A 13,273-nucleotide genomic window follows, 5' to 3' on the forward strand; every position below is an offset into this window, starting at 1 on the left:
CGCAGTTCTAGCGTTCGATCGAGTGCCGGCCGCCATCGACGACCGTGCCGTCGGTGCGGACGAATTCCAAGTGATATTCCATCGCCTTGGCATCGCCCGCCGGTGTGCTGAACTCGAAGGGATGGCGCTGGTCGACCAGTGTGCGCTCACCGCGCTCGCTTTTCAGCGTGACGCGTGCCGACTTCACATCGCTGTCGGACGCGGAGGTCCAGAGATAGAAGTCGTGCCGGCCGGCGAATGAAAGGAACATCGCGGTGGCGTTTCCGACCGGCGTCTGATCGGTGCGGAAGCCTTTATCGCTGGGAGCCGCCTGAGCATTGAAGTAGTCAGTGTGCAGCCGTGTGAACACAGGCAGGCCATCCACGGCGATTGCCGTCAGTCCTTTCGATGAGAGTGGCAGCGTTACCGAGCCATTGACCACTGTTGTCGTGCCGGCGGGTTTGCCGTCGACCCAGACGCGAGCGCTGTACTCTCGACCGGGCTGGTAGGGCACGCGCTCGCGGTCCAAAGTCACCGTGACTTTGCGGGCGTCGGGCGACTCGTTGCTGAGCGCCAGATAGAAGCGGTCGTTGCCGTAGCCGGTCAGATAGTTGGCTTGCGGATCGCTGCTCGTGACGAGGCGTCGTGGCATCCATAAACGAACGTTGTTGTCGCCCATGAATTTTCCAGGACGGTCGCCATACACTTTGCTGCGCAGGTACGCGTAGCCCTGCGCGTAGCGCGCCGGAAATTCGATGGCGCCTTGCGAGCGCGTCTCGAAGTCGGACATCAAGTAATCGGTCAGCAGCGCGATGTGCGGCCAGACATGATTGAAGTACACCTCGTTGTAGGTGAGATTCGAGAACGGACGCTGCAGATAGTCGCTGCGGGCATAGACGTTCGAGAACCTCACATTGATGTCATACCCCGGGAAGCTCTTGTAACGGCCGACGATCGCCGACCGGGCCGCGTCGTGCAGGAAAGAATCGTTCGCTGCCGCAGCGATACGCAGCTCATAGGCCGCATGGTGTGCAAGGAACGTTGCGGGATTGAGGTGATAGGTGGTCTGCGCTTCCGGCGTCAGGCCGACCTGCGATACTTGCCACGCAGGCAGGGTAATTTCCGGCGTCGGGATGCCCGGCGAATCGGGGCTGGCCATGAAGTAGCCGACGGGGGCAGCGCCGCCGCGATCCACAGTGATTTCGCCACCGGGCACGCGCGGGTAGTACCAGGCATAACTCGCGTAGGTCCGGGCGCCGGCCTGAGCGGCGGCGAGATAGCGCGGCTCCTTCGTTTCCTGCCACAGCTCGAATAGCTCGACGAACTTCGGTGCGAAGTCGGACCAGAACTGGCCACCGGTCTGGAGACGAACATCGCTGAAATCACGTTGCGGCGTACTGATGCGAGCCTTGATGTACTTATCCGCGATGGAGCGCGCGGCGTTGAGATGCGTCTTGTCGCCGGTCAGCCGGTACAGTGCCAGCTTGTCCCAGAAGGTCGCGCCATCGCTGACCATCAGCAGGTTCAGCTGGCGCGGTTTGCCGGCGAGTTCGAGAGCATAGTGTCGGAACACAGGGCTCTGGCCGTGCGACATCTGATACAGCTCGGCTAATTCCGAAACCTCGGCGGCAGGCCCTTTCATGTCGCGAGCCGCGTTCTGTCCGTCGCTATCCGGCAGAGTGTTATAGAGATACTTCGTGCGCGACATCAAGAATTCGGTGATCGGCAGCGCGCGCAGACGATACACCTCGGGATCGTCCTGAATGAGCGCAGCGGCGAGGGGGTGCAGCGCCGAGACGACCTTCACCGTGCCCTTCACGTCGGTGTTGTAGTCGAAGCCACGCAGATCGGCGTCCCAACCCGCGTGCACGTCGTCCATCGCGAACTCGGTCATCGTATCGATCGTTGCATTCAACGATTGCTCGAAGTTCTGGCGATAGTCATTGAAGCCGAACAAGCTGCGTGCCGCTTCGGTGAATGCTTGATACCAGTCGCCGCTGACCAGCAGCGGCCGCACCGAGAAGGTTGCGCTCTCGCCGGCGTCGAAGTGCGAATCGGTTTGTCCCAACAGCGGCGCAAAGGCGGTGGGCTGAGCCTCGCCTTTGGGATTACGAAGCATCACGCCAAAGCGGGCGTTTGCGATAGTCGGGAGGCGATACGGGCTTTCGGCGGGATCGACGCTGAGGCCGCGAGTCACGCCATCGCGCGTTACCAGCGTAAGGGGCAAGCCGCCCATGCTCTCTGCAGTCATCAACGGAGCGCGCGGAAAACGCTTCTCCTGCCAGATGAGCGGTTGGAGAAAGCCGTCATCGCTGGCGGGATTGCTCGCTGGTGCGCCGGTGTAGCCGACGGTGTACCAGCCCGGCGTACGTGCGGTGAACTTCCAGGAGATACGTGGCGCTTCGCCAGCAATGGGGCGCAGTTCGGCTTCCAAGGTGAAATCAGGATTGGCAGCGAAGGTCCATGCAGTGCCGCCGTTGTCCAGAGCGCGGCTGCTGGTGGCGCGAACTTCAGTAACCGCGCCGGCTTCATAAACAATGTCCGTGTTGCCGTTGCCGTTAGCGGCTCGCCAGCGCGGCAGCGGGTAATTCTCCACGTTCACGCCTTCGAGGCTTTCGCCGGGCGTCGAGGCAAAGCCTGACAGTCCGAGCTTCGGATCGGACGTGGCTTTGATGACGGTGAACACCGGTTGATACACCGCGCGCTTGCCGGCACGTTCGATAGTAATCGCGTTGTTCGCCGCGGGTTTGAGCTGGTACGACTCGGTGGACGAAGCCGCCGCTGTGGCACTGGCGACGCAGGCGGCAAGAAACAACGTAGAGCGGATCAGATCGCGAGTGCCGTTCATCCCTCATCCTCTTACTTTGCGTGTCGAAGCAACTGCTCGGCGTTGAGTTCAATACCCAGACCCGCGCCGGCTGGCGCAAACAAATAACCGTTCTTCACTTCCGCAGGGGTGGCTGCAATGGCAGCGCCAATCGGGTTCTTGCCGATCCAGTACTCACACACGATGCTGTTCGGCATGGCAACGGCCAGGTGCGCGCTGGCGGCAACGTGCACGGCCGATCCAATGCTGACGTGCGGCTGGAAGGCGAGGCCGAAACAATCGGCAAGCTCGGCGATGCGCCGACATTCGGTGATGCCGCCGGCGCGACAAACGTCGGGCTGCACGATATCGATCGCGCGGTTGCGGATCAGCTCGACGGTTTCGTGCCGGGTCATGATCGAATCCAGCGCGATCGGAATGCTCAGCCGTTGCGCCAGCTCCGCATACCCTTCGACGTCTTCGGGAGGAATCGGCATTTCGAAGAATCCGACGCCCAGCTCTTCCATCGCTTCGCCGAGCCGCATCGCATCGGCGCGCGAATAAACACCCGCGGCGTCGGCGTAGATGCTGAAATCGTCACCGACTCCATCGCGGATCGCGCGGATCGCCCGTAAGTCACCGCGCACGCCGCGCCCGATCGCCATTTTGACGCCGGTGTAACCCGCGGCTCGAAGTGACCGTGCTTCTTCAACCAGCTCTGCGATGGCTTCATTGGGCGCCTCCAGGGGGAGCGATGGAATGCCGGAGGCATAAACGCGCACGCTTTCCCGCATTTTGCCGCCGAGCAATGTTGAGATTGGTGCGCCGGCGGCCTGACCCGCCAGGTCCCACAGCGCGATGTCGACACCGGCGATCGCTTCGATATAGAAGCCGGCGCGGTGTCCTCGAACCCGCATGCCCGCATACATTCGTTCCCAGAGCACGAGCACGTCGCGCGGATCGGCGCCGATCAAAATATCCTTGAGCAGCAGATCGACGATCTTTGCAGTCGCCTGCGGAGCGACGGGCGCTTTGGCCTCGCCCCAACCGACGTGGCCGCTGTCGGTTTCGATGCGGACGATGACGGTATCGATGGTGCGTGAATAAACAAACTTTCTTCGCAGCGGGACGGGGTACTCAGTCGACAGCTCCGCCTGGCCTGCGGCGCGTTCGGTGCCCCACGCTCGACTGCCCCAGTAGCTGCGGCTGTCGATGGGTTCCGCTTGAATCGGGAACGCTTCGACTTTGACAATTTTCATTCGGCCTCCTGACACAGCGCGAGCAGCAGCGGCCCTTGGCCCCAAGGGAACGTGCCGAACGGCCGGCTTGCATAGACAGCTCGCGCGCCGACGGGGGTTGCATCGCTGACTAGTTGCAACGTGCCGTCCTTGATCTGCGAATGCATGGCGGCGCGAGCTTTGCGCTCCGTCTCTTCGTAACGTGACGGCTCGAGCACGCGGTGCCTGAACGCTTCATGCAGCGCATACGCGGCCATCGTTGCGAGCGTCGATTCGAGATAGGTGTCGCTGTCGTTGATGACCGTGTGCCACATGCCGCTCGAATCTTGCGAGTCGGCGAGAGCATCGGCGAGTGCGATCGTGCGCTGTTGCAGTTCGTTCCATGCGCGATGGGATCGGGGCAGCAGGATCAGAGTGTCGACCAAGCCCATCAGCGCCCAGCCATTGCCGCGCGCCCACAGCTCGCCGTTTCTTCCGCAGTAACGCTCGAAACCGTGAAAGAGCAGGCCGCTGTCTGTTTGCAGCGTGCGTGCGTAGCCGAGCAGCTCGCCGACGGCTTGATCGAAATATTGGTCGTCGCCGGTTGCATGAGCGAGTGCGGCCAGGAACGGACCGTCGACGTCCATGCAATCGACCCAGATCTGCCAACGCCATCCCGGCGTGTCGCCGCGGTGATATCGCTCGCCATTCGCGCCGGCCGGAAAGCTCGCGTTGAGCGCGGCCAGTTTTCGCGCGGCGTCGAGGAATTGCTCGTCCTGGGTTCGTTGATAGAGTGCGATCAGTTCGCGACCGGCGCCGACGTGATCTTCGTTGCTACGAGCGACACCTTTGCCCAACCAGCTGCGCAGGATGCCGTGAACGAAGCCGAACGGCGTCGAGTCGCCGAGCACGTCGCCTGCTCGCAGCAGTCCGCGCAGAGCGATAGCTTCGCCAAAACCCCAAACGCGATAGTTCCAGCGCATGGCGACCGCGGCCGCCGCTGTCAATGCGTCACTTTTCATGGGCGTTCCAGCAATATTTCGAACAGGGCGCCCGAGCCGGGATGATTGAGCAGCGCTTGCGGACTCAGGCGCATTCGCGAAGTGGTGACCAACAATCGATTCGGTCCGGCGAAGCACACACTGCTGATGTGAGGCGCGGGCACGTCGATTTGGCGCAAGTACGCGCCGTCGCGGGCGAGTTGCACGACGCTGCTGCCACCCCACATCGCGACCCAGAATGTTCCATCTGGCGCGAGCGTCATGCCGTCAGGCTTGCCAGCCAGGCCGAGGAAGTCGCTTAGTATGACGGGTTCGCCCAAAGTGTCAGCGTCGACAGGGTAGGCGAGCAGCGTACGTTCGAGCGTGTCGACGACGAAGAGTGTTCGTCCGTCAGCGGAAAGCTTCATCCCGTTCGGCACGCCGAGACCTGAGGCGACGCGCTTCGGTGCTTCGTGCAGCGAAGGCGCATAAAAGAGCGCGCCGCGTGTGGCGAGAATGCCCCGATGCATCATGCCGACCCAGAGCCCGCCGTTGGCATCGATCGTCATATCGTTGAAGCGACAGCCCAGGTCGATGGTTGCGGCCGGGCCTGCGGTGACTTCGCCGCCCGGCGAAATCGAGCAGAAACGATCGTCGAGCGCGCCGGCCAACGTTTCATCGGGCAACGTGGCGAGTGACCAGAGGGCGGACGGCATCGCGATGGACTCGAGATAGCCGTTCGCGACAGCGCCGGCCTGGCGTACGGTATGCCCATCAATCCAATGCAACAGGCGTCGCGATACCGGGTCGGTCCACCACACGCTGCCGACGTCCGCAGTCGCCAATGAGTCGTGGCTCTCTGGCCGTTGCGAAGAGCGCGCGCCTGGGTGATCTAGCTGCCATGCTGGCGACTCCCCGATCGCCGCGCCAGCGTCGCAGACGAGGCGAACGACAATTGAACTCTCAGCCATGACGCAACTCATGAACCGCTTTGAACCCGCGCAGGCAGGCGATGCGCGAGTCGACGATCGCGCTGGAGATGCCGGCTGCACTCAGTGCACTCGCGTAGAGCGCACACACGACGCGACTGCCAACCAAGGGAACGACCGCATCGCCCGCGGTCGGATACACGGCCATGGCGTCGGCAATCTCCGAGCCGATCAACATGCCGCGAATGTATGAAGCGGCATCCGGCTTGGAGAGGAACCCTCTCACGACCTTCGCCCGCGCCCCAAACAACAGGGTGCCCAGGCTCAGTTTGCGAGCCCGACCCGCGGCGACGCCATTGAGAAACACCGGCCCATCTTGCGCCTCACCCTCGACGATGGAAGCGAGCAGCCCCTTCGCCGTCAGCCGGTCGAAGATCTCGCCGGACATGCTGGTGAAGAATTCGACGACGCGGCCGCGTTCGAGCCGCGCCCATTTCGTATGGGTGCCCGGAAGCGCGACCCAACCGTCGACCGTGCCGAGCGAAGCCAGGCCCATCATCTCGACTTCTTCGCCACGCAGGATGTCGGGCTCGCCGTCGAAGCTGCGACGGCAGGTGATGCCAGGAACGATGTGAACCGGGACGCTGCCAATCTCAGTTGCCACCGCTGCGGCAGCGAGATCCGCACAGCCCGCAGGCGCTTCGGCGTAAGGAACTTCCTTCCAGCCGACGTTCGATCCAATCATGCCGGACGCGTACACCGGGCCGCTGTTCGGCCAGCGCGCGGCGAGTGCATCCATGGTCGCGGCCATGCCAGTGCGATCGAGGTTGACCACACCGGCAGGTGCCGAGTACTCGTCGACGGCTGAGCCGTCAGCGCCAATGAGATAAGCACGAAAGTTCGTACTGCCCCAGTTGACGCCAACGAACGTGTTAGCTCCTCGTGACACCGGCTCCTCCGTCGATCGGATAAACGGACCCGGTGATCCATTGCGCGCGATCGGATGCTAGAAACAAAACCAACTCGGCGACTTCCTCGGCGTTACCCAATCGGCCCAGCGGATGGCGCGCGATATTCTTTGCGCGGGCGTCCTCAGGATCGGCGGCGCGAGCGAACGATTCGCGCAGCAGAGGAGTGTCGATGCTGGCAGGTGCGATGGCATTCACTCTGATTTTGCTGGGTGCAAGCTCGAGCGCTGCGGTCTTCACCAGGTTATTGAGTGCCGCTTTGGTTGCGGCGTAAGCGGCGAGCGTCGGTGTGGCGTAGTCGGCGTTGATCGAAGACAAAACGATCACCGCGCCGCCCCGAGGCAACATTCCTGGTGTGCACAGCTGCAGCAGCCGCACGGCGCCGACGACGTTGACGTCGTACAGCTCCAGAAACGTTTGCGGATCGGTATCGAACACGCCGCCCGGAAAACTCGCGGCCGCGGCGTGAACCAGGATGTCGGGTGCTCCGAGCGATTTCGTCGTCTCGGCCACGGCCGCTTCGAGTGCGGCAGTGGAGCGCATGTCAGCGATCAGGTTGAGATCGCTGACCGCGCCCGACTTCACATCCAGTCCCGCGACGCGTGCGCCTTCGGCCTGAAGGCGGGCGACGATGGCTGCGCCGATTCCGCTCGCGGCGCCGGTCACCAGCGCCACATGCCCGCTCAGAGTCTTCAAGGCAAACCTCCGTCAGAATTTCAAGCTGACGCTGGCCTTGTAGATTCGCCCGAAGAACAAGTTGGTGCGCAGCGCCTCGTCGACGCCATCGTAAGTCCGTTGCTTCTCGTCGAGAAGGTTGTTCGCTTCGAAGCCCAGCGAGACGGCATCGTTCACGTCGTAACGCAGGGTGGCCGACAGGTCGGTGTACGGGCTGTTGTAGATGCCAGTCGCTGCCGCCGACAGACCGACCAGATAGTCATCACGCCAGTTGTAGGCGAGACGTGCGCTGAACGGCCCGCGCTCGAAGTAGCCGACGAAGTTCACGTTGTTCGGCGACAAGCCCGGCAGCGGCAGCACTCGCCCGGCCACGTCCTTGATCGGCGTGCTGGAGTCGATATAGGAGTAGCTGGCGATGATGCCGAAGCCGTCGAACGCCTCGGGTAGGAAGTAGAAGGGTAGCTGCACCAGCACCTCGACACCTTTGACTTCGGCGCCTTCGCCGTTGACCTTGCGGTTCACGAGGTAATTGACGCCGCCGTATGTCTCGGGGCTCTGCTGCTGGATGATGAAGGTCGACACGTCCTTGTAGAACAGTCCCAACGACACCAGCGCCTGCTCGCCGAAATAGTATTCGGCGGACAGGTCGGCCTGGTCGGCCTTGAACGGATCCAGGTCCGGCGCGCCTCCCGTACCCGTGCCGAGCACCGTTTGTACGCCGTCGACGAACACCGCGTTGTTCGCGAGCGTGACGCCGCTGTTGAGGTCTGCGGTGTTCGGATAGGCGATGACGCGGGCCGCGCCGAGTCGGAACACCAGATCGTCAGTGAGCTCGAGCTTCGTGACCGCGGAGGGCAGGAAGTCGCTGTCGTTGCGCTCGAACGTGCTCGCGGTCGCGCCGCCGGTCGGTGCAATCTGATTGCCGATGGATTCCAGCTCGCGGTGCAGGTAACGCACGCCGATGTTGCCGCTCAGGTTCGCCGAGCCGAGCTCGGTGCCGAAATCGACCTTGGTGTACGCCGAGGTGAACTTCTCTTTGATCTCGAACGTGCTCGACAACGCGTTGGTGTTGTTGCGTGGATCGAGACATTGCACGTTCTGAGAAATCGCCGGCACGTCGCCGAAGGCCGAGCAACTGCTGACCGAGGGATTGGCCGTCAGATAAGAGCGCGGCAACCCCTCGAATTCGCCGCTGGCGAAGCCCGGGTTGGAGTGCAGCGTCAAATAGGAAGAGAGCGCAGTCGCCGGAATGCCGCCGGTCGGGCGGATGTCGGCACGCAGCGGGTTCTGCTCGGAGTCGATGTTTTCATAGCGGGCGCCGACGCTGATCGACTTCAGTGCGCCGGCATCCAGATCGTAGGTCCAGTCGGTGCGCGCGGCGGTGTCTTCGCTGCGGACGTCATATAAGTTGTCGAACAGGATGGTGTAGCGCAGCTGACTGGGATCGGTCAGGTCGATGCCGCTGATCTGATAAGAGCCGAGATCGCCGGCGGTGAAATCGAAATCCACCGTGGGGCTGACGCCAACGATGGGCTGCATGCGGAAGTAGATCTGATGCGCGGTCGATTCCGACTCGGTGTACGCCAGTTCGGCGCTGGCGCGCAGCCGATCGTTGATGTCGAACTTGCCGCTCAGGGCCGAGGACCAGATGTTCGCTTCGGTATCGAGGAATTCGGTGTTGGTCAGCACCGGGCCGGTAGCGCGGCCCTTCAGCAGAATGTTGTTCGGCGAATACTCGGCGTTGCTCAGCCCGGCGGTGGGCGTGAACGACAGCCACCAGCGGTTACGATCGGAATCGAGCTTGGAATAAAAGGTGTCGGCGGTCAGTTCGACGCCATCGGCCGGTTGCCACTGCACCATGCCGGACAGGCCGACATTCTTACGGGTCTCGGCGATTTCTTCGGGACGGGCATCGGCATTGCCGAAGCGGACGGTGCCGGTGCTATCGGTGAAGCGCGAGTAACCCGAGAACGTATCGAGACCTTCCTGGGAAAGATTGCGACGATTGAACGAGGCGGAGACCAGAACGCCGAGCGTATCGCCGGCGAACTTGTGTGATGCCAGCGCGAACGCTTCGTAGCCGTCTTCCGAGGCTTGATCGTAATAAGTGCCGCCGACTTTGGCCGCAATCTGATCCGGACCTTCGAGCGGCTTGCGGGTCTGCACGTCGACGATGCCGCCGAGCGCGCCATCGATCTGATCTGCGCTGGCGAGCTTGGTCAGCTCCAAACGTGAGATCAGCTCGGAGGGCACGAGCGACAACAAACCGTACGTCGAGCTGCCAAGCGTATCGAGGCCGGCGCCGCCGCGACCGGTCGGGTCGACGATCTGGCGGCCGTTGAACAAATAAACGTTCTGGCGAAGGCCGCGCACCGAGACGCTGGTGCCTTCGGCAATACCGCGATCCACTTGTACGCCAGAGACACGAGCCAGCGATTCGGCGACGTTGCGATCCGGGAGTTTGCCGATGTCGTCCGCGACGATGGCATCGACGATTTGCGTCGACTCGCGCTTGATGTCGCGCGCCCGGTTCAAGCTCTCCCGAATGCCGGTCACGACGACTTCTTCGACGGAATCACCCGCCGGAGCGGTGGACTGCGCATACACCGGCGCGACCAACAGCGTCGGACTGAGCGCCGCCAGACCCCTAACGAACCGATTCTTCAGCTTCCTCGTCATGACCGTTCCCCCTAACCATGGCGCGCCGCGGGCCGATGAGTGAGTATGCGGCGTCGTTCTAGGTGATACTAATATAGCAACGATCATTTCAAATCAAGCCGTGCAGATTTGCCGAGGGTGCGCAAATGCCGACGAATTAGCCCATTGACATCCGTCAGCCGGGAAGAGACGCTTACACATATAGCAACACTTTGGACGGTCGACGACCGTCGGACAGGAGAATCCCGGTTATGGCGATCGTGCGCGGCGTGCTGCCGATCCTTCCCACCATCTTCAGAGCCTCGGGCGATATCGACGAAGTCGGCACCCGTCGGGTGGTGGACTACATCGTCGCCTCGGGCGCCCAGGGCATCGTGTTCCCCGGACTCGCGAGCGAGTACGACATGCTCAGCCGCGACGAGCGACTGCATATGACGCAGTTGATCGGCCAGTGGATTGGCGGTCGCGTGCCATTCATCGTGGGCGCCAGCGCCGTGAAGACCGACGATGCGGTGGCCTATGCCGCGGCCGGTGCGAAGGCGGGTGCGGTCGCGTCCATGGTGCTGACGCCGAAGGTCTTTGCCGAAGATCCGGCTGGCATGCGGGATTTCTATCGCGACGTCCATGCCGGCTCGGGCATCGACATCATGTTGCAAAACGCACCTGCGCCGATGGGCATCGGTTTGTCGCTCGATAAAGTGGCGGTGCTGGCGCGCGAGGTCGAGGGCATTCGTTACGTGAAGGAAGAGGCGCCGCCTTCGGGTCAGCGCATCACGCAATTGACCGACCTGGCCGGCGACTCGTTGCTCGCCGTGTTTGGCGGTGCGGGCGCTCGCTATGTCATCGACGAGTTGACGCGCGGCGCGAAGGGCACGATGCCGGCTTGTGAGATCAGCGAGCTGCACGTCGCCATGTTCGATAAATTCCTGCACGGCGAACAGCGGGCGGCGCGCGATCTGTTCGAGCGGACTCTGCCGCTGCTGAATATGCAGGCCATTTTTCGTTGGCGATTGACCAAGGAAGTGCTCAAGCGCCGCGGCTTGATCGAGAATACCTTCGTGCGTGCGCCCGGGCCGGAGCTCGATCGTTTCGATCGAGTAGAGCTGGACGCGTTGTTGAAGCGGCTCGCCGATCTGCTGCCGCCCGAGGTTGTGCAACAGTGAGCCGAGTCGCTGCGGTCGAAACGTTCATCGTCACCATTCCGCGTGACACGCCTTATCTCGGGCCGCTGGCGCCCGGGGAGAGCGTCAATTCGCGCGGTTATGTGGTGCGCCGGGGCAACGGCACGATCTATCCGACCGTCGATCGTTCGATCGTCGTGAAGGTGACTTGCGACGATGGATCGGTTGGCTGGGGCGAAACCTACGGCATCTGCGCGCCACGCGCGACCTGCGAGATCATCAATGATCTGCTCGCGCCGGTGGCCATCGGCGCCAATCCCGCAGATGTCGAACAAGTTTGGGACGAGCTGTACGGATTGATGCGCGTTCGCGGCTGCAGCGGCGGCTTTCATGTCGATGCGATCGCTGCGATCGATATAGCGCTGTGGGATCTGTACGGCAAGCAACGGGGCGTTCCGATTCGTGATCTGCTCGGGCCAACGGCCAATCCGACCGTACCGGGTTATCTATCTGGCCTGCCGGCGGCGACCTTGGAGGAGCGCGTCTCGCTTGCCAAAGAAAAGTACGCAGCGGGGCATCGCGCATTCAAGTTCGCTGCGGTCGTCAGTCATGAAGGCATCGTGGCGGAAATGGCGGCGCTGCGCGCGGCGCTCGGGCCGGATGCGCAGATCATGGTCGACCTGCACTGGAAGTTCACCGCAGAGGAAGCGCTCGAGTTGATCGCTGCGCTCCAGCCGCACCGGCCGTTCTTTGTCGAAGCGCCGGTCAAACCCGAGGATCATGTCGGACTGGCTCGAGTCGCGCGCGAAAGCCGGATTGCCGTGGCTGCGGGCGAAGAGTGGTACACGGCGTATGAAGCGGCCAATCGGCTCGCCGCGGGTCCGTTGGCCATTCTCCAGCCCGAGATGGGCCACACAGGCATTACTCAATTCCGCCGGATCGCCGCATTGGCGGCGGAGCGCGGCGCGACCATTGCGCCTCACGCCACCATCGGCACCGGTTTGTTTCTTGCGGCCAGCCTGCAGGTGTCGGCAACATTGCGCCATCTGTGGAAACATGAATGGCAGCACTCGGTGTTCGAAAGAAATCTGCAGCTATTGGATAGCGACATGGGGTACGCGGACGGCGCCTATCTGTTGCCGACCGCGCCTGGACTGGGCGCGGCGCCGAATGCGCGGTTGTGGGATTTCGCGGAGCGGGTCGCAGGCTGATGGCTATGCGGCCCAAACTCAACGCTCAGCCCAACAAGAGCCTGATCGACGGTATCGCCACCTTGCAGGCGCTGGCGACTTCACCCGACCCGGTCGGTTCTCGCGAGCTCGCGCGCCGGCTGAACATCGATTCCGTCAAGGTAAACCGGCTGCTCAAGACGCTCGCTTACCTGGGCATTGCGCGCCAGACCGCCGATCGCAAATACACCGCCGGTCCAGGCATGCACGTGCTCGCGGCGCAGAGCTTGTTCGCGTCTGGTTTGATTCGCAACGCTCTGCCCGTGCTGGAAGGCTTGCGACGTTTCGGTCACACCGTCGCGTTGGGCGTGCTGTGGCAGGACAATGTGAGTTATCTGTTCCACGCGCCTCCGGGTATTGAAGCATCGCGCGGTCTCGGCCGTATCGGCCTGTTGCCGGCGACGACCAGCGGCATCGGCATCGTGTTGTTGTCCGAGCACGAAGACGACGAAGTGCGCGAGCTGTACAAGGATCGCGAGATCCCCATGTTTCCGGAAGGCATCGAGCAGCTGTTGGCGAAGCTCGCTGAAGTGCGCCGCCTGGGTTATGCGCGCGTGCACGTTGCGGACGCTCGTGATCATCACGTCGTCGCGGTGTCGACCGGTGACCCTGCTCATGCGGGCGTCGCGATGTCAGGTTGGATTCCCGAAGCTGCGACAGCGCCCCTCGTGGATGCGCTGCGCGCAGCGGCTAACGAAATCGGCGGATAGC

Annotated in this window: 10 protein-coding genes; 3 read left to right on the top strand and 7 right to left on the bottom strand. The window is 62.8% G+C overall.

Features of this window, described 5'->3' with window-relative positions; translation table 11 throughout:
• Positions 1-7: 7 nt before the first annotated feature.
• From EK373_RS12985 to EK373_RS13015, 7 genes are read right to left on the bottom strand one after another with little or no spacing between them, the layout of a single operon-like run.
• Positions 8-2,827 (bottom strand): glycoside hydrolase family 88 protein, encoded by a 2,820-nt coding sequence (locus EK373_RS12985; RefSeq protein WP_129643054.1) that lies wholly within the window; start codon positions 2,825-2,827, stop codon positions 8-10.
• A gap of 11 nt (positions 2,828-2,838) precedes the next feature.
• Positions 2,839-4,044: a mandelate racemase/muconate lactonizing enzyme family protein gene (locus EK373_RS12990; protein ID WP_129643055.1), complete on the bottom strand. Its 1,206-nt coding sequence runs from the start codon at positions 4,042-4,044 to the stop codon at positions 2,839-2,841.
• Positions 4,041-5,024 carry a glycoside hydrolase family 88 protein gene (locus EK373_RS12995; RefSeq protein WP_129643056.1) on the bottom strand — a complete coding sequence of 328 codons (984 nt, stop codon included), beginning with the start codon at positions 5,022-5,024 and terminating at the stop codon, positions 4,041-4,043. The genes EK373_RS12990 and EK373_RS12995 overlap by 4 nt, the downstream gene beginning before the upstream one ends.
• Complete coding sequence (locus EK373_RS13000) at positions 5,021-5,953, bottom strand: SMP-30/gluconolactonase/LRE family protein (RefSeq protein WP_157994346.1); 933 nt, start codon at positions 5,951-5,953, stop codon at positions 5,021-5,023. The genes EK373_RS12995 and EK373_RS13000 overlap by 4 nt, the downstream gene beginning before the upstream one ends.
• The gene (locus EK373_RS13005; RefSeq protein WP_157994347.1) at positions 5,946-6,860 is read right to left on the bottom strand and encodes a 2-dehydro-3-deoxygalactonokinase; all 915 of its coding nucleotides are present in this window, start codon (positions 6,858-6,860) and stop codon (positions 5,946-5,948) included. Before EK373_RS13005 ends, EK373_RS13000 begins: the two co-directional genes overlap by 8 nt.
• Positions 6,844-7,575 carry an SDR family NAD(P)-dependent oxidoreductase gene (locus EK373_RS13010; RefSeq protein ID WP_129643059.1) on the bottom strand — a complete coding sequence of 244 codons (732 nt, stop codon included), beginning with the start codon at positions 7,573-7,575 and terminating at the stop codon, positions 6,844-6,846. Before EK373_RS13010 ends, EK373_RS13005 begins: the two co-directional genes overlap by 17 nt.
• Positions 7,576-7,587: 12 nt before the next feature.
• Entirely contained in the window at positions 7,588-10,233 is a 2,646-nt protein-coding gene (locus EK373_RS13015) for a TonB-dependent receptor (RefSeq protein WP_157994348.1), read from the bottom strand.
• A gap of 230 nt (positions 10,234-10,463) precedes the next feature.
• Here EK373_RS13015 and EK373_RS13020 point away from each other — a divergent pair, with 230 nt between their 5' ends.
• Genes EK373_RS13020 through EK373_RS13030 form a run of 3 tightly spaced genes read left to right on the top strand, consistent with a single transcriptional unit; the run spans position 10,464 to position 13,272 of the window.
• Entirely contained in the window at positions 10,464-11,375 is a 912-nt protein-coding gene (locus tag EK373_RS13020) for a dihydrodipicolinate synthase family protein (RefSeq protein ID WP_129643061.1), read from the top strand.
• Positions 11,372-12,544, top strand: a complete 1,173-nt coding sequence (locus tag EK373_RS13025) for a mandelate racemase/muconate lactonizing enzyme family protein (RefSeq protein ID WP_129643062.1) — start codon at positions 11,372-11,374, stop codon at positions 12,542-12,544. Before EK373_RS13020 ends, EK373_RS13025 begins: the two co-directional genes overlap by 4 nt.
• 5 nt (positions 12,545-12,549) lie before the next feature.
• A complete protein-coding gene (locus tag EK373_RS13030; protein ID WP_129643063.1) occupies positions 12,550-13,272 on the top strand; it encodes an IclR family transcriptional regulator in 723 nt (240 codons plus the stop codon).
• Position 13,273: the final 1 nt, after the last annotated feature.

This window comes from Peristeroidobacter agariperforans (genome assembly GCF_004138335.1).
Lineage (GTDB): Bacteria > Pseudomonadota > Gammaproteobacteria > Steroidobacterales > Steroidobacteraceae > Steroidobacter > Steroidobacter agariperforans.